The sequence below is a fragment of the Fonticella tunisiensis genome (assembly GCF_004364155.1).
GTDB classification, from domain to species: domain Bacteria; phylum Bacillota; class Clostridia; order Clostridiales; family Caloramatoraceae; genus Fonticella; species Fonticella tunisiensis.
In genome coordinates this window covers 1-21,804 of sequence record NZ_SOAZ01000016.1, presented here as the reverse complement: position 1 = coordinate 21,804, position 21,804 = coordinate 1, and the positions used below count along the sequence as shown (strand labels likewise).

Sequence of the window (21,804 nt, the reverse complement as noted above, 5' to 3'; positions counted from 1 at the left end):
AGGTGTGAAATAAGCTATAAAGTATTTAGCCTACCTATTAGGAATTGAAACCATATAACTTTTTTACTCTTACAATGCGACACATCGGTATTTAGCCTACCTATTAGGAATTGAAACCAGGAACACCGGGGAAAAAATTTTATTGGCAAGTAGTATTTAGCCTACCTATTAGGAATTGAAACATGTTTCTGCAAAATTTAAAGATTCGATTCTGCAATGTATTTAGCCTACCTATTAGGAATTGAAACATGAGGGCTGCCCAGCAGGCAGCCATAAAACATGGCATGTATTTAGCCTACCTATTAGGAATTGAAACAAAAAGATGTTAAAGACATCAAAAATAATATTTTTAAGTATTTAGCCTACCTATTAGGAATTGAAACAACTTGAAAAAACTTGATGTGCAGAGGAATTCATATGTATTTAGCCTACCTATTAGGAATTGAAACAAACCTCACCTTATAAAAATTGTGGTTTCACACTTGTATTTAGCCTACCTATTAGGAATTGAAACTCACATACTCATATGTATAAACACCATCAATGATTCTTGTATTTAGCCTACCTATTAGGAATTGAAACTTTTTCAGGTTGAGCGGAAGAGCATTTCTGCTCCGCTGTATTTAGCCTACCTATTAGGAATTGAAACATATATCCATCTCTACATTTCTTCCATGCTGATGAAGGTATTTAGCCTACCTATTAGGAATTGAAACATTTATCTTCTAATTCTTCAACAGCATGTTTTATTGTATTTAGCCTACCTATTAGGAATTGAAACCTATACTCCAGAGAGTGTCCCCTGGCTGAACTGTAGTATTTAGCCTACCTATTAGGAATTGAAACATCAAAACAACCAAAGATAAGGAGGAAGGAGGCGAAGTATTTAGCCTACCTATTAGGAATTGAAACTTAAATAGCTCTACAAGCTGTTCAATTGAATATTCAGTATTTAGCCTACCTATTAGGAATTGAAACTTTATTAAACTGCTCCAGGCTATGCCTGCGCAGTCATGTATTTAGCCTACCTATTAGGAATTGAAACGAAAAAAGCCTTGAATGGCAAGAAAAAGAAATAAATAGTATTTAGCCTACCTATTAGGAATTGAAACGACAATGGCAAAGTTATTTATCACAGAAGATGGACTCAGTATTTAGCCTACCTATTAGGAATTGAAACAATTTCTCAACATATCTTTGAGAAGCAAATGTTCGCTCGTATTTAGCCTACCTATTAGGAATTGAAACAAGTTAATGCAAGGCATATATTCTATGACCTCTATGAGTATTTAGCCTACCTATTAGGAATTGAAACTAACCTGTTCGGTCATAGCAAATTTTTCTCTCTTGTGTGTATTTAGCCTACCTATTAGGAATTGAAACAAAAAACTTGAAGAACTGGAACCATCTAATGAAAGCGAGTATTTAGCCTACCTATTAGGAATTGAAACTGCAATGTTCAAAGGCTTACGCCTTCTTATCCTTAGGTATTTAGCCTACCTATTAGGAATTGAAACACGTTTGGCGCTTTCCACTTTCAATTTGGGAAATCGTGTATTTAGCCTACCTATTAGGAATTGAAACTGATATCGCTTTAGTACCAATCTTAGTGGCAGTTGGTATTTAGCCTACCTATTAGGAATTGAAACTATCCATCTCCTTGCTTTTCTCTTTTCTAATTTTCTTGTATTTAGCCTACCTATTAGGAATTGAAACTATGTATAAAATTCCCATTTTTTGCGTAGACTCAAAGAAGTATTTAGCCTACCTATTAGGAATTGAAACTTTACTCATCTACCATTTGAAAAGGAGGGAGAGGTGTATTTAGCCTACCTATTAGGAATTGAAACAGATGTTTCGGTGGAGAAATCTTGTCGGCTCCACCTGTATTTAGCCTACCTATTAGGAATTGAAACAAAAGCTATATGCGCTAAGGCATATAGCACCATTCTATGTATTTAGCCTACCTATTAGGAATTGAAACTGGAGAGATACTAAACATGAAGTTCGAGGAAATAGGTATTTAGCCTACCTATTAGGAATTGAAACTTAGTGAAAGAGGGGGATAATCAAAATGAGTAATATGGTATTTAGCCTACCTATTAGGAATTGAAACTAAATTGCTTTCCATCTATTCCAAGCCTTATGCAGGCGTATTTAGCCTACCTATTAGGAATTGAAACCTTTCATGTTTTCACCTCTTTATTAGAGAAAATAGAGGGTATTTAGCCTACCTATTAGGAATTGAAACTTAAATAGCTCTACAAGCTGTTCAATTGAATATTCAAGTATTTAGCCTACCTATTAGGAATTGAAACTATGCCTTTGTAATATTAGTAACTAACACATTCGTAGGTATTTAGCCTACCTATTAGGAATTGAAACTACTCTTCAAAGTGCCTTCTGGTAGAGTCTTCTTTGGGTATTTAGCCTACCTATTAGGAATTGAAACGGAGACTGGGTAATACTTGTAAGGTTAATGGACAAGGTATTTAGCCTACCTATTAGGAATTGAAACAGGATGAATACAGGATAGAAGACTTCGAAAGGGAAGGTATTTAGCCTACCTATTAGGAATTGAAACTATATTCCTGCGGCTGCAAATACATCTCCGCCATAGGGTATTTAGCCTACCTATTAGGAATTGAAACTTTGCTCATCCACCATGTGTGGAAGGAGAATCTGGACTGTATTTAGCCTACCTATTAGGAATTGAAACTTTTTCCCATCAATATCTTTCAAAAAGTCTGCTATATGTATTTAGCCTACCTATTAGGAATTGAAACAGTGATTTAGCTGAGAGGGTAGGGGGAGGGAAAAAAGTGTATTTAGCCTACCTATTAGGAATTGAAACTCAAACATTACAATAGCTTCTTTTAAATCGCCGATTAGTATTTAGCCTACCTATTAGGAATTGAAACACAATCCTATCTATAGCATCTTTTTTAAGCTCCCCGGTATTTAGCCTACCTATTAGGAATTGAAACATGCCTCAAGCTCTTGTTTCATTTCAACTGACTTTAAGTATTTAGCCTACCTATTAGGAATTGAAACGCTGGAAGTTCTGCAAATTCCCTTGCCAGCCTGGTAGTATTTAGCCTACCTATTAGGAATTGAAACTTCATACCACGAAAAAACGCAAAAACCTTTATATGGTATTTAGCCTACCTATTAGGAATTGAAACCCATTTTCTTTGTACATGATTGATACTGCTGTAAGGGTATTTAGCCTACCTATTAGGAATTGAAACTTTTTCACTTCCCGCAATACCAAATCTGCCACTTCGTATTTAGCCTACCTATTAGGAATTGAAACTGATAATCTCTAAAAGCGCCTATCTCGTCTGCTATAGTATTTAGCCTACCTATTAGGAATTGAAACCTTGCTCTTGAGCAGTTTTCAATCTGTCCAATTTTTCGTATTTAGCCTACCTATTAGGAATTGAAACTCCAATATCCAGCAAATCCTTAGCAATCTTGTTGAGTATTTAGCCTACCTATTAGGAATTGAAACCTAAGATATGTGTACTCAATATGCTTGGTAAGTTGATGGTATTTAGCCTACCTATTAGGAATTGAAACTAAGAAAAAAGAAACAATAAAAGCAGGGGGTGCAGGTATTTAGCCTACCTATTAGGAATTGAAACAAGAGTAGAAGTGACATGGTGAAGTATTAAGCAGCAAAGTATTTAGCCTACCTATTAGGAATTGAAACTATTTGATATGTGAGTGTATATCAATCAAATATACACGTATTTAGCCTACCTATAAGGAATTGAAACTATAAGACTGCTCCAGTCTATGCCGGTGCAGTCGAAGTATTTAGCCTACCTATTAGGAATTGAAACAATTTAAACAAGTTGGCATTTTTACCACTCCTTTTAGTATTTAGCCTACCTATAAGGAATTGAAACTTCATTGTATTCTCCATATTCGTCAAACCTTGAAAGAAAGTATTTAGCCTACCTATAAGGAATTGAAACTTCGGGTCGTCTACGTCTTCGCATAAGAGAATTGCTGATTTAGCCTACCTGTTACACAGCACAATAAAATATGCTGATAAAGTCGCAATATAATAACCTCAAAATAATAAAAAATGATTCTAAAAACAGCAGATTAAATAAACTGCTTCTAGTAAAATCAGCCTAAAATGCAAATTATAGAAACTTAGTACATATGGGGCTCTGCCCCAACCCCCGGGATTTATCGCTTTGGCTCTTCCAAGACAAATGAAAAAAGGTAGTATAAATACCACCCTTTCTCATTTGTCTTGTATAGAATTCCACCAGGCGCTCAGGTTGTATCCCTACATTGCCCTATCCTCCCGGTAGACAAGAACCTTAAAAATCATTTAGATACGTTCTTTTAAATTTTAGGATCAATATAATCTGCAACAGCACGAAGCGCCTCTGCAATTGTAATTCCTGTGACTTCGTCAATAATCCTGACTAACTGCTCAATATTCCAGAAGATGTCTCCAAGATGGGAAAGATGGCATCCTGCTTCATAATCAGGAATACATGCAAAATAGCCAAAGGCAGTTTTACCAAACAACACCAAAACTGACCCGTAGTAGGATTGTATCCTCATTTCGTAATGGCTCCCATAATTTTTTATGTATGATATGCGTGCTTCCCATGATTCATTGGGACAATGATCTTTGTCCCCAATCGTGCACTTAACTGGAATATTAACATTAGTAGTCATAATCTCATCTCCTAGGGTATTTTAAGGGTATCTTCATCGTTTGACTTTAAAAATATGTCTGGAGTAAGTATAGATTGTTTTTCTTTAAAACCCAAGAGAAGTGCCATAGTCATAAGCTTATTGATCTTTCTTGGGATACCACCAGTAGTCGTATAAATGAGTTCATAGGCACTTTCTTCTATAGGGGGTTCTCTTCTTCCACTTGCTTTAAAGCGTGATAGTATATATTTCTGTGTCTCTGTTCTGGATAAACCGGAAAAAGTATAATTAATTGCTATACGCTGATGTAGAGCTTCATGGGGCTGTCTATCAAGCTGCAATACAAGTTTAGGCTGGCCGCAGAATATAACTATGCACAGGTTTTTAGAATCCATATCAAAATTGAGGATCAATCTAAAATCATCAAGGATGCTGTTTGAAAGGAACTATTCTAGAAAGCAATATGGCGGCAGCCTCATTCTTCGAGAAAGAGGACAAATCCGAATCATAATGAAAACAATCCATGGCAGCAAAAAAGGTATTTACAACATGAATTTTAGACAGGAATCTCTTCTTAAAAAAGATGATGGATTGAATAGTCATGAAGCACTGCTTATTGCAGCCATGTAGAATACTACATACATAGTTAGCCTTTTTTTGTAGCGCAAATATGGAATACAGACAAAATATGATTACGTCAAAGGTATAGATAAAATATGGGATAAGAAAGGATGGTAGGAGTGAGTAAGTTTTGCCACAGCAAGGACATAAAAAACGCTGGATACTAATGACAAAATGTTGATTAAGGGTAACTACGTTCCTATCATAGTGACCATGGCGGTGAAACATGCCTTTATAGCCGCATGAAGGGCATCCATACATATGCTCAAAATTTTTTTCTCTTAATAACAAGTCTTTGATTATATTTTCGGAAAACTTGGCAATACTTATCATTGTAGGATTTGTTTTTAGGGGAAAGAATGGTTTTGAAACCACTTTCCCCTTTTCCTTTTTTTGTATTTTTTATAAGTATTGACAGTTTTCTTAATTTGCATTCCTAAAGGTCAGATTATTTAATTTTACGCAAGTATTAAAGGTGAATTTATTTTAACGCATTTTTAGAAATTTAGCAGGCTTTATTTTGACGTTTAACAATATATGGCTAAAAAAAATTATAGATGATAATGAACTGGATGTAGATGTTTCATAGGGGATTTAAGCGAAGGTGTAAGGGCAGCACACAGAGTCATTAATGAGGGGACAAGGGTACTGATTTCAAGGGGTGGTACCTATAAAATGATTAAAAATGCTGTAGATGTACCTGTAGTAGAAATTAAAATGAGTCCCTTTGATATTTTGCGTGGATTTAAGGAATTATTTCACTTTACAGAAAATTTGAGGCAACCGATGAATAGCTCATCGATTGTTGCTTTTTGCAACAAGAAAAGTCGCAAAAAGCAACAAAATTGTAGAAATATAGCGAATAAACACGCTTTTCAATATTGGCACAAAAATTGCATAATATATATTTGTGAAAGTGACATGCTTGTGTTTGGGACGGTTGGGAGGAACAAAGGAATGGACAAATTTTTAATAATCGCAGATGACTTTACAGGAGCTAATGATACTGGAGTTCAGTTTACTAAGAGGGGAATACCGACCAAAGTAATCTTTAGTAAAGTGGAGAATGAAATAGACTGCCAAGCCTTGGTTGTCGATACTGAATCAAGAGGATTGAGTGGAGAAGAAGCCTATAAAAGAGTAAAGGAGATAAGTGAAAGTGTATTAACAAATTCCTTTAATTGCGTTTATAAAAAGGTTGATTCCACCTTAAGAGGAAATATAGCGGAAGAGGTAAAAGCATTATATGAAGTATACAGGCCTGAATTAGTGGTTTTTGCTCCAGCTTATCCAGCTAATCACAGGACTACTATTAATGGAATACAACATATAAGTAATACTCCTGTATCAAAAACTGAGATAGGAAGAGATCCTATCAAGCCGGTAATTGAGGATGATATTACAAAACTTTTACAAGGCAGTATAGGGGAAAAGGTTGTACATGTGCCAATTGATAGTCTTAGAAGCGGTAATTTGGATTTTAGTAATAATGAATTTGTTACCTTTGACGCTGCTCAAGATGAAGATTTAATTAAAATCGTGAAACTTGTTGGCGCTTTGAAGAAAAAGACACTTTGGGTGGGTTCTGCAGGCTTGGCTAATGCGATTATGCAGGTAAATATTCCTTCGATTCCCGTGCTTGGTGTTGTTGGAAGTGTTAGTGAGGTTTCTCGTAATCAGGTTCATTTTGCCCAGTCGAAGGGGGTAAAGGTAGTTAGGGTAAATATCGCAGAATTGCTAAGGGACAAGAACCTGACACCCTATATTGAAGAAGCTGTAAATGAATTAAAGCAAGGCTGTGATACTATTCTTGTTTCCAGCTATAACAGAGAAGATTATGAGGCTTGTATTCAATTGGGCAGTAAAATGGGGATATCAAAGGAAGAAATAAGTACTTTTACTCAGCAAACCCTTGGGAAAATTGTGGAGAATATATTAACAAATGCAGCTGTTTCAGGCCTCTTTCTAACAGGTGGAGACACCGCAATAGAAGTAATCCGCCATATTAATGCAAAGGGATCAAGAATACTCCAGGAAGTAGTGGCCGGAATACCTCTTATGCAACTTGAGGGAGGGCCCTTCCATGGACTTCGTGTAATAACAAAGGCGGGAGCCTTTGGAGAAATTAACGCAATAGATTTTTGCATCCAAAAGTTGAAGGAGGCTTTATAGGATTCTTCTTACACAGAAGCTAAATTTTTAAGGAGGTGGTTATGACAATTAAAATGTAAGAAAAATTATAAATCATTCAAGAACAACGCTCGCAAGAGCAGAGTGAGAATTTTGTCAATGATTAATCTAAAATTCTCAAAGCAATCATAACTATAATTATTTAAGGGGGATTGAAATTATGTCGCTCAAAACCGAGCAAATCGGAGACAAGATAATTAGCAATGTAATGAAGTTCGTAAATCTTAAAGCCGTTGTTGCAGTTAAAGAAGGAATGATGTATACACTTCCTGTTACACTAATAGGATCAGTATTCCTCCTACTTGCAAATATACCAATACCAGCTTTCAATGCGTGGATGGCAGAACAATTCGGTAAAACATGGACAGACCCTTTACTTCAAGCTTATAATTCAAGCTTTAGTATAATAGCTTTAATCGCTGTATTTGGTATAGCTTATAGCTACACTAGAAATGAAGGTTATCCTGCAGTACCAGCAGGTGTAATAGGATTGATTTCATTTTTAATTACCTTAAACCAGACTACTACTGCACCCGATAAATCTGTAATAACAGGAGTTATTCCTAGAACCTGGCTTGGCGGAAGAGGAATGGTTACAGCTATAATTATTGGTCTTATTGTTGGATATACATATAGCTGGTTCTTAAGAAAGAAGATTACAATTAAACTTCCAGACAGTGTTCCTACGGGAGTTTCCAATCAGTTTGCAGCTTTGATACCAGGTTTTGTTATCATTGTTGGTGCTACAGTTGTATACCATGTGTTCAAGGTTGTTTTAAAGACAACATTTATTGAATTTATATATAAGGTACTTCAAACACCACTTCAAGGATTCACAGATTCCTTACCAGGTGCATTGTTAATATCAATCTTTATATCATTCTTCTGGTGGTTTGGTGTTCATGGTTCACAGATTGTAAACGCCGTGACCCAATCATTATTACTCGCAAATATGGCAGCTAACCAGTCAATACTTGATGGTGGACAGGCTTTAACAATTGAAAATGGAGCCCGCGTAGTAACTGAGCAGTTTAGGGCACTATTTTTACAGTTTGGTGGATCAGGACTAACTTTAGGACTAGTTCTTTGTATGATTTTAGTTGGAAAATCAGCACAGTCGAAATCAGTAGGTAAGCTTGCCTTAGGACCAGGAATTTTCAATATTAATGAGCCTGTATTATTTGGATTCCCAATAGTAATGAACCCAATAATGTTTATACCATTCGTAGCTGCTCCAACTGTTGCAGCAGTAATAACCTATTATGCTATTAAATTTGGATTTATGGCACCTTTCTCAGGGGTAAATGTTCCATGGACTACTCCTCCAATAATATCAGGATTTCTGGTTTCCGGATGGAAAGGTGCTCTGTTACAGGTAATTCTTACTTTAACTTCTACAGCAATATACTTCCCATTCTTTAAGAAACAGGATCAAATTCTGCTTGAACAGGAAAGACAAAGCCAGATGGAAGCAGCAATTGATAGCAGTTCAGTTAGAGCATAAACTGTAGATATAATGAATTAAAAACAATTAAAAGAAGAGGCAGGCTAAATACTTTTAGTCAGCCTCTCCCCATTAAGAGGACATCCAAATAATGAATAAAGTAAAGAAAAGCTGACATCTTAAAAATAAAATCTAGACGAAAGAGGTATACTTATGGAGAAAAAGAAAAACATAATCCCTGAAGGTTTTTTATGGGGAGGCGCAGTAACTTCCTTTCAAACTGAAGGTGCATGGAATGAAGGTGGAAAGGGATTATCAATAGTAGACGTAAGACCAGTAAGGGAGGATTCTTCAGATTGGAAGGTAGCTGTTGATTTCTACCATAGATATAGGGAAGATATTGCACTATTTAAGGAATTGGGATTCAATGCTTATCGCACCAGTTTCTCATGGTCAAGAATCATTCCTGATGGTGAAGGTGAAATTAATGAAGAAGGCTTAAAATTTTATGACAACTTGATCGATGAGTTAATAGCAAATGGCATGCAGCCGGTAATGACAATGTATCATTTTGACTTACCTTTAGCCCTTGCTAAGAAATACAATGGTTTTGCCTCAAGGGAAGTTGTGGATGCATTCGAAAGATACGCAAGGATTTTATTTGAACACTTTGGCGATAGAGTTAAGTACTGGATTACATTTAATGAACAAAATTTAGTACTGCAGCGTCCGGGATATTGGGGCGAGACAGTTCCCGAGGGTGTTGATGAAGAAGCCTTTAGATATCAATTATGCCACAATATATTTGTAGCGCACTGCAAGGCTACAAAGGCACTGCACGAATTGGTTCCCGATGCAAAAATGGGTGGAATGGTAACCTATAATACCCTATATCCATTAACCTGCAAACCAGAGGATGTACTTGCAACTTATAAAGCAAAGGAACTTAATGTAGACCTCTTCTTCGACGTGTTTGTCCATGGTGAATATCCAACATACATTACAAGCTATTGGAAAAATAAGGGCATTACGCCTAAATTTGAGGACGGAGATTTAGAATTATTAAAGGAAAATAAACCGGATTATTTAACCTTTAGCTATTATCAAAGCAAGACTGTTAAGGAAATCCATGGAGAAGATAAAGAATTTATTAAAGGCGTAGGACCAAATCCATATTTAAAGACAACTGAATGGGGATGGACTATAGATCCAATAGGCCTTAGAATAGCACTAAAGGATGTTTATGCAAGATATAGAATGCCTATTCTTATAAGTGAAAACGGAATTGGCGTTATAGAAGAGTTAAATGAGAACAATACGGTAGAGGATGATTATCGTATTGATTATATGAAAAACCATATTGAACAAATGAAGCTTGCTATGGAAGAGGGCGTAGAGGTATTTGGCTACCTCATGTGGGGTTCAACCGACATACTAAGTTCCAAGGGAGAAATGAAAAAACGTTATGGTGTTATTTTTGTAAACCGTGATGAAAAGGATTTAAGGGATTTGAAGAGATATAAGAAAAAGAGCTTTGGCTGGTTCCAAAAGGTAATAGCAACCAATGGAGAAGATTTAGGATAAAATAATTGCTCATTTAATAATACTGGCAGTCATATGACTGCCAGTTGTTTTGTAAGGTGCCGGCCTCCTGAGAATTACAGTATATAGGATGGTTGTTATTAGGCACTATAGTTACAATATGCACATTCGGTATTTGCTATCCCTGGGCTGTATGCAAGCTTTATGGATGGAAGATTAATCATGCAGTTGTAGAAGGCAGAAGATTAAAATTTGATGGTAAAGCAGTACAATTATTTGGGAACTGGATTAAGTGGTGGTTGCTTTGTGTTGTTACATTAGGAATATATAGTTTCTGGCTAGGGATAGCGCTAAATAAGTGGAAAGCTAAGCATACACATTTTGCATAGGATTTATTTAAAGAGCCTAACAACAAGGCTCTTTTTTGTGTACGCCCAGCATGTTTGCTGAGCCGATAGGCTGAAAGAAGCCTTGTCACCTTATGAGCGGGAAGACAACCCGTAAGCAAGGGCATAATCGGCGACGGTTATGTCTGAAGGAAGCTGAAGGGGGAACATGGAACATAGCGAGAGCGAACCGAGGGTTGGCTTATGGAGTGGGTAACCCTGCACAAAGTGGGAAAGCCCAAAAGTTGGATAACTCCTTAAGTTTGGACGGATGGGTTCATGTTCGGGCAGGCAAACTTATCTGGGGAAAACCTGTACTATCCTGCGTTAGCAGGTAAATCTGAACAAGTGGAAACACAAGGGAAAGATGATGTAGTGCAGGCGGCAGAAGAATCCGTAGTAGTTATTAACTCTTAGCCAATGAAAGCTGGTAACAGACTGGAGGGTAAAACTAAGAGGACACCATACCTGGTTATGGTGGGATATGGATATCCAAAAGAGTTCATATTTGCGAAGGGATGAAGGAAAACTAAAGTGTATGGATTTGTTCTCTATCTGTAAAATAAACGAAGATAACTGATGCTGAAATGCTGAGAAGAACGATATTACCGGGGTGGCGAACTACTGGTTTTATCGTATGCGTTAAGCAGAGTAATTCAGATAGTAAGGAATTATTGCCTTAGGCTAGAGAATCCTATGAACTGAATGAAGGAACTGCGATTTACAGAGAAGAAAACACATGAAGTACAGCGAAGGAGGTTCATGATGAAGAAATGGTACAGTCTTATAGACAAGGTATATAACAAAAATAATCTTTATGAAGCCTTCAAGGCAGTGAAGTCCAATAAGGGAGCTCCAGGAGTAGATGGGGAGACTATTGAAGACTTTGAAGCCAAATTAGAGGAGAACATAGAGAAAATTCATCATGAACTTAAAACTGACACGTATTGTCCTAGGGAAGTCAAAAGAGTTTACATTGATAAACCAGATGGAGGTAAAAGGCCTTTAGGAATACCTACGGTAAGGGATAGGGTAGTACAGCAGGCACTTTTAAACATAATGCAACCGATATTTGAGCCGGACTTTCATCCTTCAAGCTATGGATACAGACCTAAACGGTCATGCCAAAGGGCGGTAGCCAAAGCAGAAAGGTTTATGAACAAGTATGGGTTAGAATATGTTGTGGATATGGACTTATCGAAGTGCTTTGACACCCTTGACCACGAACTGATACTAAAGGCTGTTAACCGAAAGGTAAGCGATGGCAAGGTATTAAAGCTAATAAAATCCTTTCTTAAAAGTGGCATGATGGATTATGGTGCTTTTCATGATACTGAGGAAGGGTGTTCTCAAGGTGGTGTTATCTCTCCACTTTTAGCTAACATCTATTTAGACTACTTTGACAAAAAGATGATGGTCAATAACATTCGTATAGTGAGATATGCCGATGACAGTGCGCCACGAAGGCGAGTTCATGAAGCCCAAAGGGCTACATGAAGATAGCTATGCTATACAAATGATGGTGGTAGGCCCACCGAAATCGCCATACAGGTGGAGATTTCAAACTACCTTAAGGTGCTATAGTCAAAAGCTATGGTATTGAGCGTTAAGGAAAAGGCAGTATAGAACTGTCAGGTGAGTACTAAGGAGATGAATGAACATGTGAACCACTTACGGAAATGTCGAAAGCGTATAGATTCCATCAAAACCAGGGGGTTGTCGTTAACCTGGGATAAGTCTAGAGGGAACCTGTTTACTGTCTAGGCGGTGGACGGCATAAAGGTGGCATGACTTTAGTATAGGCGTTTGTATGGAACGTGGGAACCCACGGCTTGATGTTAAGAGAGTATTTCAAGCGGAAGAACCGTAAGAAAAGAGTATCAATGCAAGCATGGAGGCAGATTGAGTCGTAGTAGTGATGAAGCCTCTGTAATGGAAGTGGAGCGAAGGACTTTAAGTTATCCAGTTTCGAGAATAAGTCAACTTTGGAAAAGAGGAGGAACTTATGCAAGAAACAAAGCCGTTTAATATCTCAAAGAGAGCTGTAATTATGGCTTATGAGAAAGTGAAAGCAAACAAAGGAACATACGGAGTTGATGAGCAGTCTATAGAGGATTTTGAAAAGAAGTTAAATAATAACCTCTACAAAATCTGGAACAGAATGTCATCAGGAAGTTATTTTCCGAAACCTGTAAAAGCTGTAGCACTTCCAAAGAAAAACGGTGGAACCAGAATATTGGGTATTCCCACCGTTGAAGATAGAATTGCACAAATGGTAGTAAAACTATACTTTGAACCACAAGTAGAGCCTATGTTTTATGACGACTCCTATGGATACAGACCAAATAAATCAGCAATACAGGCACTAGAAGTCACAAGGAAAAGATGCTGGAGGAAGGACTGGGTTCTTGAATTCGACATCAAAGGTCTGTTTGATAATATCAGGCATGACATTCTAATGGAAATGGTAAGGAAACACACAAATGAAGAGTGGATTATCCTATATATTCAAAGGTGGCTTGCGGCACCATTTCAGATGGAAGATGGAACAATAATACCAAGAACTTCCGGCACTCCGCAAGGTGGAGTCATCAGTCCGGTACTTGCAAATCTATTCTTGCACTATGTATTTGATGATTTTATGGTAAAGAAATTTAAAACAATTCCTTGGGCAAGATATGCGGATGATGGAGTAGCACACTGCGTATCTTTAAAGCAGGCGGAATACTTACAGAGAAGATTGCAGGAACGATTTGAACAATACGGATTACAATTAAACCTTGAGAAAACAATGATTGTATACTGCAAAGATGATGATAGAAAAGGAAATTATCCTAATATAACATTTGACTTTCTTGGGTATACATTTAAGCCTAGAGGTGCCAAGAACAAGTATGGTAAATACTTTACAAACTTTCTGCCAGCAATAGCAGAAAAAGCAAAGAAGGCAATCCGTAAGGAAGTAAGAGGATGGAAATTACAGCTTAAAGTAGATAAGGATTTGTGGGATATAGCAAATATGTTTAACAAGCGAATAGTGGGTTGGATTAACTATTATACGCATTTCTATAAATCAGAAATGTATGGAGTACTTCGATATATCAACGGTTGCTTAGTGAAATGGGTCCGCAGGAAATATAAAAAGCGGAAACACAGAAGAAAAGCAGAGTATTGGTTGGGAAGTATTGCGTTAAGGGATAGAAATCTGTTTGCACATTGGAAATTTGGGATATTACCAATAGCTGGATAATGGGAGCCGTATGCGAGGCCCGCACGTACGGTTCTAAGGGGGGAAAAACTCGGGATTAGCTATCCCGAGTTTACCTACTCACTGTATAATTATAGTATTTCACCATTTGTTTCTATAATCTTTTTATACCAATAAAAACTCTTTTTCTTTGCCCTCTTAAGGGTACCGTTTCCCTCGTTGTCCTTGTCAACATATATGAAGCCATAGCGCTTCTTCATTTCCGCGGTACCGGCGCTTACAATGTCTATTGGACCCCACCAGGTGTAGCCTATAATATCAACTCCGTCCTTTATGGCCTCCCTAACCTCTCTTAAATGGCTGTTCAAATAGTCGATACGGTAGTCGTCTATGATGGATCCGTCCTCTTCAACCTTATCATCGGCTCCCAGTCCATTTTCAACTATGAACAATGGCTTTTGATAGCGGTCATACAACTCATTGCATACATAGCGAAGCCCCTTTGGGTCTATCTGCCATCCCCATGCTGTACTCTTAAGATAGGGATTTTCAAGGCCTACAATTCCGCCGGTATGCCCAAGTATCGGCATTCCAGCCTTGTAGGTTGTGCTTCTGTAGTAGCTGAAGCCAAGGTAGTCGGCAGGATAGAGCCTTATGATTTCCTCGTCTCCCTGCTCCATATGTACATGTACATCACGTTCCTCCCAAATACGTTTTATATAGCTTGGGTAATATCCCCTTAAATGAACATCCGAGTAGAAAAGCGAACGCCTTCTCAGCTCATATGCACCAAACACATCATCAGGATGACAGGTATTTGGATAAACGGCGCTAAGTGACAGCATACATCCAATCTTTGCATCCGGGATAATTTGATGGCACAGCTTAACGGCAAGGGAGCTGGCCACAAACATATGGTGGCTTGCCTGATAGATAGGCTGCAGAATATTTTCTCCCTCTTCAAATTTAATGGCACCTGCGGCATAGGGAATTGTGTGCATGTTGTTTATTTCATTGAATGTCATCCAATACTTAACCTTGTCCTTATATCTTTTGAAAATGGTTTCGCAATACCTTGTGAAAAACTCGATAAGCTTTCTGTTTCTCCATCCGCCATATTTTTTAAACAAATGGAGAGGTGTTTCATAGTGTGAAATGGTTACAACGGGTTTCATTCCATATTTTAACATTTCATCGAACAAATCGTCGTAGAACTGAAGCCCCTTTTCATTAGGCTCTGCGTCATCCCCATTTGGGAAGATCCTGGACCATGCTATTGAGGTTCTAAAGCAGTTAAAGCCCATTTCTCCAAACAGTGCAATATCCTCCTTATATCGATGATAAAAATCGATTGCTTCATGGCTCGGATAATACTTGCCCTCTATAATATCCTCATCTGCGGGTTTTGTAAAACCATGCGTAACTACGTTGCTTATGTCAGGCCCCTTTCCATCCTCATTCCATGCACCTTCAGCCTGGTTTGCGGCGATGGCTCCTCCCCATAAAAAACCTTCGGGAAATCTTTTGTCATTTGAATTAGCCATAAATTCTCCTCCTTTGAGACTTAAACATTATGCAATTGAGCAAATTTCATATTTTTAAAGAATTGAAATAACTGACTTTTTCTTAATACAAAAAGGAAATTCACCCCAAATGTCGAATATATTAAGTGCAACAAAATAAACCGACAAAGGAGTGAATTTCACTTATGTATATTCGACAAGAAACCTTTTTATCCTTCGAAGAAATAATAAAATATCAGCCGAAAACAAAAATTCAAATGGTTTTATCGCAATTAGATCTTACTGTTTTAGAAACAAATCTTTCTAAATCTGACCATGAGAGAGGCCCGAAGGACTATGAAGCCTCAAAACTTTTCTATGCGTTGATTGCTATGCAATTAAAGAAAATTAAAAATATACATGGTCTTGTAGAAAGACTTAACCCAGATCCTGCTTTAAGATATTACTGTGGTTTTGATGTTTTGAAAAAAGCACCTTCAGAACCAACCTTTAGTAGATTTCTTGATAAAATTTCCTCAATTGATTACTTGTAAGAGGAATTTAAAAATTTAGTTTTAAAAGCTAAGAAACTGGGTATCATCGAGGGAACCGAGGTAACAATAGATTCTACAAAACTGGATTCCTTCGAAAGCCCAAAACCTAAGTCAAAAATTGAGGACGATGGTATTTCCCCTAATTGAGAAAATAAAAAAGATACAGATGGCAATGATGTTAAATGGTTTGGTTGGAAGGCTCACATACTTGCTAATTGCAAAAGTGAGCTTCCGCTCAGTTTAATTATTACTCCTGCAAGTAAGAATGATAGCATCGAAGCAATACCTTTAATAAAACAGCTTAAAGAATTGTATGGTTCAATATTTACACCAAGCTATTATATAATGGATTCCATATATGATATAGATGATAACTATAACTACATCATTAATGAAACCGAAGGTCAGGCTATCATAGCTTACAATAAGAGGGGGAGCTACACTCCACCTGAAGGAATGAATGAGAACCTTCATCCAATATGCTCTCAAGGTTATGAATTAACATAATGGGGCAAGGACGGAGACTATCTCAAATTCAGGTGTCCCTATGCCTTAGGCAAAGTAAACTGTCCAAACGGAATGAATTGATGTAGCAGTTCTAACTATTGGTATTGCCTTAAAGTAAACTATAAAAATAACCATAGATTCTTTAGCTATCCTATTAGAGGCTCTGAAAAATGGCAAAGTCTTTATGATAAAAGAACCTCTATAGAAAGGTGCAATAGTAGATTGAAGGATTATCTTAATACAGATAATATAAGGTTCTCTGGAATTCGTAATACTAAGGCCTGGGTATTGCTAAATTGCATAACACTAATTGCAGGAACATTTGCCTTAAACACTAAAAAACATTATCTACAGCAGCTTAAAGCAATTTTATATAATTCTAAGTTATCCACAAGAAATTTTGATAGCTTATTAAAGTGCACTTAAAATCGCGTAAAATTATCCACATTAAGAAAATTAAAGATTTTTTAATTGTGCAATTTTCTCAATAATACCTTTTATCCTACGGTTGAGGAAATAAAATCAGTTGTTCAAAACTTTATAAATTATATTAATACATGTCCTCAAAGAGTCATTACCAGACTTTGTATGAAACTATAAATCATTTTTACTTTCTATATAGTAATGCTCCTTTGAAATTTATTATACTTCTCAGTGAAATATCTTTATTTTGTTGCTACAGTCTCTCCTGCTACAACACCTGATTCAGCAAGGGCTGAAGCCTCTCTCTCTTCCTTAGCACACTTTCTGTCATACACTGCAAAGAAAGGATAGTATAATACTATATCTAATGCTATTAGGAAAAATACCATCACCATGTTTTTCCAATCAAAGCTTGAAAGGAAAGCTGATATGAATCCAGGTGTTGTCCATGGTACTAAAATGTAAGCTGGTGATATTAATCCTGCCTTTGCAGCCAGGAAAGCTATTACTCCGTTTATTGGTTCAATTAGTAGGAACGGTACCATAAATAATGGATTTAACACCATCGGTGTACCAAATATAACTGGTTCGTTAATATTAAATAATCCCGGCAATATTGCTATCTTTCCTATGGATTTCATCTGAGCGGATTTAGCTCTCCAAAGCATTAGGATAACTAAAGCTAAAGTTGCTCCGGATCCACCTACTGTCATAAAGGCACTCCAGAATGGATCTGTAAATATATGAGGCAGAGCCTGTCCATTTAAAGCTGCAGTTGCATTGTCACTGATATATTGATTGAGGAATGGTTGAAGAACTCCTGTCTTTATTGTTGAAGAACCATGTATTCCCGCAAACCATAAAAGCTGTGCAAGCAATCCACTTAAGAAAACTCCTGGAGCGCTGTCAACTGCTGTGAATGCTGGTGCAAGAAGTTTCATTATTGCTGCAGGTACTACAAGACCGGATATATTCTTAACAGTTAAACTAAGTTCATAAATTAAAATAACATTTACTGCAATTGGTATAAGTGATTCAAATGATTTTGTAACTGCCGGTGGAACTCCATCAGGCATCTTTATTGTAATATTCTTATTAATCAAGAATCTGGTAATTTCTACAGTAATTATTGCAATCAGTATACCTGTAAACATTCCCTTGGCGTCAAGGTAGGTTACAACAAAAGAGCCGTCCTTATTGATAGTAACACATGTTACAAGGAAAGATACAATTGCTGTCATAACTGCTGAAAGTGTATTCATTTTATACGAGTCTGCCAATTGATACGCAATATTAGCACAAGCAAATAGTCCCATCAATGCAAAGGACATTTGATATGGCACAAGTAAAACAGCCTTCCAATAAGTAGCCCAATCTCTCCAGGCAACCATTATTGATAAAAACCAGTTTGTTGGTTTAACGCTTGCTGCTACCGGTGGATTTGCAACCATTAATATTAATCCCCCAAGTATTGTTAATGGGATAAGCTGTACAAGACCATCTCGCATTGCTTTAAGATGCCTTTGATTTGCTAAAGCTCCAGCAGCGGGAACCATCTTGTTTTCCAGAAAATCCATAAATTTTTGTGTAAATTTCATTATTTTTCCTCCTTCTTTCTCATATTATTTTTAAATTATTTATAAGTCTTAATAATTCCTAAATCTTGTCATATAAAATGGCTTATTATATATTTGTTTTTGTTTTAGATTGTAGTTTCAATAAATTATTAATGTTGGTCTTGCAGCAACCGTTATTTTTATTGAAACTATTTCTTTGCTAAATTATAGGCATTTTGTAATATTTCCTTTGCCTCAAGTCTTTCATATTGAATTGCGGATATACATCCTAATGGAACATTGTGCCTTCAGCTATTTTAGTAAATTGTTTATTCTTGAATGAGATTTGAGGAGCTAATAAAACTCATCATATTTACTAATCTTCCCCTTAAATTCTTCCATTGGAGTTGCTTCAATTATAACCTCTCCGTCTTCAGGCTTAACCTCCTTTTGCATTTTTTGAACAAGAAGGCTTGTACTCATTCCAGCTGCACATATTAATAAAATCTTCGTACTCACACCTCATTAAGTATTTATAATGGTAAGTCACTTTTTATGCCCTTCTCGTCATAGCCTTTGAAGAAACAGTATTCACTCCTAAGTGACTTATTTATATAAAAACAATATGTTATTTAGCTTACACATAAATATAAAGCAAATATCATGCCAAACTTTAACCCTTAATTAAGGAATGCTGTCGAATACAGCAGATTTATTAGAAAATATCATAAATTGTTTAAATTTGTATTCTTTAAAATATTCACGTAAGCATCTAGTGTCTGAATTTTAGTGCAATAGTGTCTGAATTTTAGTGCAATAGTGTCTGAATTTCAGTGTAATAGTGTCTGATATTTTATTAATAAAAACTACACTTTCACATTTGTGTCTAACTTATTTAGACACAATATTGAAAACCTATATTCTATAATTTATAATAACTATATATAAAGCATTAGTGATTTTGTACTCTTGCCATCCTGAGTGTAGCAAAGGACCTTCTAAAAGGGTGTAAGATACTTCAGTAGCACCTCCTTCAGGATGACAGTAGAGAGCATTATTGCTTTCTATATATTAATAGATTAAATAGATTTAATTGGAGGGGGCTATGACTAACAGGGAATTAATATACAAAAAACTTTTAGAACTTAACGATAATAAAGGTATCGATGCTCAAACCCTAGCTTCTATGGTTGGAATGACCAGGTCAAACGTCAGCTACGAGTTGAATGCACTTGTAAAAGAAGGAAAAGTGTGTAAGTCATCCGGTCGCCCTGTACTTTTTTTTATCCCGGACAGAGGAAATAATTCAAATAAAGAAAGCAAACTTGATCAGATGAAGAAAAAAAATATGAGCTTAACTCAAGCTATTGAACAGATGAAAGCTGCTATTCTATATCCACCGAAAGGAATTCCATCCTTGCTGCTAGGGGATACTGGAGTGGGAAAATCAATGTTTGCTTCATTAATGTATGAATATTCAGTAGAAATGGGAGTACGAGCTGCAAACTCGCCTTTTATAGTGTTTAATTGTGCAGATTACAGTAATAACCCTCAACTCCTTACCTCTCAACTTTTTGGAGTTAAGAAAGGTGCATACACCGGTGCTGAGTCAGATAGAGTTGGATTAATAGAAAGGGCCAATGGGGGCGTACTTTTACTGGATGAAGTCCACAGGCTCCCACCTGAAGGTCAAGAGATGCTTTTTACCTTTATGGATACCGGTTCTTTCAGAAGGATAGGAGATTTTGAGGACAGAAAATCTGACGTTCTTATAATCTGTGCTACTACTGAGGACCCTGGTTCCTCGCTGCTTAAAACCTTCATGCGCAGAATACCTATGATGATAAAAATTCCATCTCTGAAGGAAAGATCTTTGGAAGAGAGGCTTTATCTTATAAAGAGTTTTTTTAAGCAGGAAAGCGTGAAGTTAAACAGAGAAATATATGTTTCTTTAAATACCATGAGAGCACTTCTTTCTTACGATTGCCCACATAACATAGGACAGTTGAAAAATGATATTCAGCTTATATGTGCCAAAGCGTATTCTGAATTCCTTACCAATATAAAATCAGATATAAGGATAAATAGTGCCAGTCTCCCTCATTATATAAAGGAAGGGCTTTATAAAGAGAAGGAGCACAGGGTGCTTTGGAACCAGCTTGTTGGTGAGGAGATAGAATATTTTAAGTTTACAGCTTCAAGAGAATTAAACGAAGAGGTTATTGGCAGCAGCGGAAATAGCATATACGCGATGATTGATCAAAAGCTTGAAAACTTAAAATCTCAGGGAATAGCTAATATAGCCATAGAAAATATACTTGAAAATGACACCGTTAGATATTTCGATAATCATATAAGTGGAGTATCTGAAGACTTAAATAAGAAAAATCTTATGAGTATAATAGATAAAGATATATTTGATTGCATTGACAAGGTTGTTTACTACCTTTCATCAACTTTAAAAAGGCACTTTAATAACAATTTGTATACTGCGTTAGCCCTGCATATTAATACCCTTATAAAGAGAGTTCTCAGCAATAAATCAATCACTAACCCTGAGCTAAAAAAAATTATGAAACTATATCCCGAAGAATTTGCCGCTGCTATCGGTGCCAAGGAAATAATAGAAAAGCATATTCGTCATTCTATTGCTGATGATGAGGCTGGATTCTTGACTATTTTCTTGCTTCCAGAGGAAGAAATTAACAATAAAAGCAGGGACAAGGTAAAGGTTGTGCTAATAGCTCATGGAGAAGCTACTGCGTCATCAATGGCAAATGTTGCAAACAAACTCTTGGGAGAAAACTATGTTGTTGGTATTAATGCGCCAATCGAAGTTAGTCTTTCAGATGTTCTGGATGCATTTAGAAGGTATGTTGCTGAGAATACCAGTTCTGAAGGTTACTTGGTGCTTGTAGATATGGGTTCGCTTACTACTTTTGGTGAGATAATAGAAAAGGAGTTTAACGTATCTGTAAAGGTTATTCCACTGGTATCAACTCTGCACGTACTGGTAGCAGCCAGAAAGGCTCTTCTTGGTTTTTCTCTTGACAACATCTACAAGGAAGTATTGCAAGTAAACTCATATTTTAACAGAGATTTCGCATCTAATTTCCAGTAAAGCTTTTTTCTTTATAGGAAATTAGATTTTTTCTATTTTATTGAAATTTTGGAAGGGAAAAAGG

General features: G+C 36.6%; 14 protein-coding genes, 2 pseudogenes and 1 CRISPR repeat array (1 of these 17 only partly in view). Of the genes and pseudogenes, 10 read left to right on the top strand and 6 right to left on the bottom strand.

Annotated features, from left to right (window positions below; all coding sequences use genetic code 11):
• Positions 1 to 3,983: direct repeats of the CRISPR family, unit length 30 nt; unit sequence GTATTTAGCCTACCTATTAGGAATTGAAAC; it reaches 1,716 nt to the left of the window's first position.
• Between the two features lie 382 nt (positions 3,984 to 4,365).
• A complete protein-coding gene (locus EDD71_RS09805; RefSeq protein WP_133628561.1) occupies positions 4,366 to 4,707 on the bottom strand; it encodes a DUF6618 family protein in 342 nt (113 codons plus the stop codon).
• Between the two features lie 11 nt (positions 4,708 to 4,718).
• Positions 4,719 to 5,081 (bottom strand): hypothetical protein, encoded by a 363-nt coding sequence (locus tag EDD71_RS09800; RefSeq protein ID WP_133628560.1) that lies wholly within the window; start codon positions 5,079 to 5,081, stop codon positions 4,719 to 4,721.
• Positions 5,082 to 5,115: 34 nt separating this feature from the next.
• Here EDD71_RS09800 and EDD71_RS09795 point away from each other — a divergent pair, with 34 nt between their 5' ends.
• Positions 5,116 to 5,316 carry a hypothetical protein gene (locus EDD71_RS09795; RefSeq protein WP_207669326.1) on the top strand — a complete coding sequence of 67 codons (201 nt, stop codon included), beginning with the start codon at positions 5,116 to 5,118 and terminating at the stop codon, positions 5,314 to 5,316.
• A 69-nt stretch (positions 5,317 to 5,385) separates the two neighbouring features.
• Here the strand turns inward: EDD71_RS09795 and EDD71_RS16130 are convergent.
• Positions 5,386 to 5,568 (bottom strand): annotated as a pseudogene (locus EDD71_RS16130) (DUF6431 domain-containing protein); the annotation flags it as partial.
• A gap of 324 nt (positions 5,569 to 5,892) precedes the next feature.
• Between EDD71_RS16130 and EDD71_RS09790 the strand changes: the two are divergent.
• The 6 genes from EDD71_RS09790 to ltrA (EDD71_RS09765) all read left to right on the top strand — a co-directional run bounded on the left by EDD71_RS09790 (position 5,893) and on the right by ltrA (EDD71_RS09765) (position 14,119).
• Complete coding sequence (locus tag EDD71_RS09790) at positions 5,893 to 7,479, top strand: four-carbon acid sugar kinase family protein (protein WP_279233020.1); 1,587 nt, start codon at positions 5,893 to 5,895, stop codon at positions 7,477 to 7,479.
• Positions 7,480 to 7,657: 178 nt separating this feature from the next.
• Entirely contained in the window at positions 7,658 to 9,001 is a 1,344-nt protein-coding gene (locus EDD71_RS09785; RefSeq protein ID WP_133628557.1) for a PTS sugar transporter subunit IIC, read from the top strand.
• A 153-nt stretch (positions 9,002 to 9,154) separates the two neighbouring features.
• Positions 9,155 to 10,525 carry a glycoside hydrolase family 1 protein gene (locus EDD71_RS09780; RefSeq protein ID WP_133628556.1) on the top strand — a complete coding sequence of 457 codons (1,371 nt, stop codon included), beginning with the start codon at positions 9,155 to 9,157 and terminating at the stop codon, positions 10,523 to 10,525.
• Between the two features lie 92 nt (positions 10,526 to 10,617).
• Positions 10,618 to 10,872, top strand: a complete 255-nt coding sequence (locus tag EDD71_RS09775) for a DUF898 family protein (protein WP_341472336.1) — start codon at positions 10,618 to 10,620, stop codon at positions 10,870 to 10,872.
• Between the two features lie 702 nt (positions 10,873 to 11,574).
• The gene (ltrA, locus tag EDD71_RS09770; protein WP_243116441.1) at positions 11,575 to 12,366 is read left to right on the top strand and encodes a group II intron reverse transcriptase/maturase; all 792 of its coding nucleotides are present in this window, start codon (positions 11,575 to 11,577) and stop codon (positions 12,364 to 12,366) included.
• Positions 12,367 to 12,874: 508 nt separating this feature from the next.
• Positions 12,875 to 14,119, top strand: coding sequence for a group II intron reverse transcriptase/maturase (ltrA, locus tag EDD71_RS09765; protein ID WP_133628554.1), 1,245 nt, complete (start codon positions 12,875 to 12,877; stop codon positions 14,117 to 14,119).
• 89 nt (positions 14,120 to 14,208) lie between these two features.
• On the opposite strand, the gene EDD71_RS09760 is transcribed toward ltrA (EDD71_RS09765), so the two are convergent.
• On the bottom strand, positions 14,209 to 15,621 hold the full coding sequence (locus tag EDD71_RS09760) for a glycoside hydrolase family 1 protein (RefSeq protein ID WP_133628553.1): 1,413 nt from the start codon (positions 15,619 to 15,621) through the stop codon (positions 14,209 to 14,211).
• 164 nt (positions 15,622 to 15,785) lie between these two features.
• Here EDD71_RS09760 and EDD71_RS09755 point away from each other — a divergent pair, with 164 nt between their 5' ends.
• On the top strand, positions 15,786 to 16,133 hold the full coding sequence (locus tag EDD71_RS09755) for a transposase (RefSeq protein ID WP_133628552.1): 348 nt from the start codon (positions 15,786 to 15,788) through the stop codon (positions 16,131 to 16,133).
• Between the two features lie 171 nt (positions 16,134 to 16,304).
• Positions 16,305 to 16,640, top strand: a pseudogene (locus EDD71_RS09750) (transposase); the annotation flags it as partial.
• A gap of 665 nt (positions 16,641 to 17,305) precedes the next feature.
• On the opposite strand, the gene EDD71_RS09740 reads toward EDD71_RS09750, so the two are convergent.
• A complete protein-coding gene (locus EDD71_RS09740) occupies positions 17,306 to 18,661 on the bottom strand; it encodes a PTS sugar transporter subunit IIC (protein ID WP_133628550.1) in 1,356 nt (451 codons plus the stop codon).
• Between the two features lie 312 nt (positions 18,662 to 18,973).
• A complete protein-coding gene (locus EDD71_RS09735; protein ID WP_243116440.1) occupies positions 18,974 to 19,138 on the bottom strand; it encodes a PTS sugar transporter subunit IIB in 165 nt (54 codons plus the stop codon).
• A 586-nt stretch (positions 19,139 to 19,724) separates the two neighbouring features.
• Here EDD71_RS09735 and EDD71_RS09730 point away from each other — a divergent pair.
• Positions 19,725 to 21,740, top strand: a complete 2,016-nt coding sequence (locus EDD71_RS09730; RefSeq protein WP_133628549.1) for a sigma-54-dependent transcriptional regulator — start codon at positions 19,725 to 19,727, stop codon at positions 21,738 to 21,740.
• Positions 21,741 to 21,804: the final 64 nt, after the last annotated feature.

Bases quoted from the DNA above. Each gene is read 5' to 3' on its own strand.
- EDD71_RS09805 (WP_133628561.1), bottom strand. From the start codon at position 4,707: ATGACTACTAATGTTAATATTCCAGTTAAGTGCACGATTGGGGACAAA.
- EDD71_RS09800 (WP_133628560.1), bottom strand. From the start codon at position 5,081: ATGGATTCTAAAAACCTGTGCATAGTTATATTCTGCGGCCAGCCTAAA.
- EDD71_RS09795 (WP_207669326.1), top strand. From the start codon at position 5,116: ATGCTGTTTGAAAGGAACTATTCTAGAAAGCAATATGGCGGCAGCCTC.
- EDD71_RS09785 (WP_133628557.1), top strand. From the start codon at position 7,658: ATGTCGCTCAAAACCGAGCAAATCGGAGACAAGATAATTAGCAATGTA.
- EDD71_RS09780 (WP_133628556.1), top strand. From the start codon at position 9,155: ATGGAGAAAAAGAAAAACATAATCCCTGAAGGTTTTTTATGGGGAGGC.
- ltrA (WP_243116441.1), top strand. From the start codon at position 11,575: ATGAAGGAACTGCGATTTACAGAGAAGAAAACACATGAAGTACAGCGA.
- ltrA (WP_133628554.1), top strand. From the start codon at position 12,875: ATGCAAGAAACAAAGCCGTTTAATATCTCAAAGAGAGCTGTAATTATG.
- EDD71_RS09760 (WP_133628553.1), bottom strand. From the start codon at position 15,621: ATGGCTAATTCAAATGACAAAAGATTTCCCGAAGGTTTTTTATGGGGA.
- EDD71_RS09755 (WP_133628552.1), top strand. From the start codon at position 15,786: ATGTATATTCGACAAGAAACCTTTTTATCCTTCGAAGAAATAATAAAA.
- EDD71_RS09740 (WP_133628550.1), bottom strand. From the start codon at position 18,661: ATGAAATTTACACAAAAATTTATGGATTTTCTGGAAAACAAGATGGTT.
- EDD71_RS09730 (WP_133628549.1), top strand. From the start codon at position 19,725: ATGACTAACAGGGAATTAATATACAAAAAACTTTTAGAACTTAACGAT.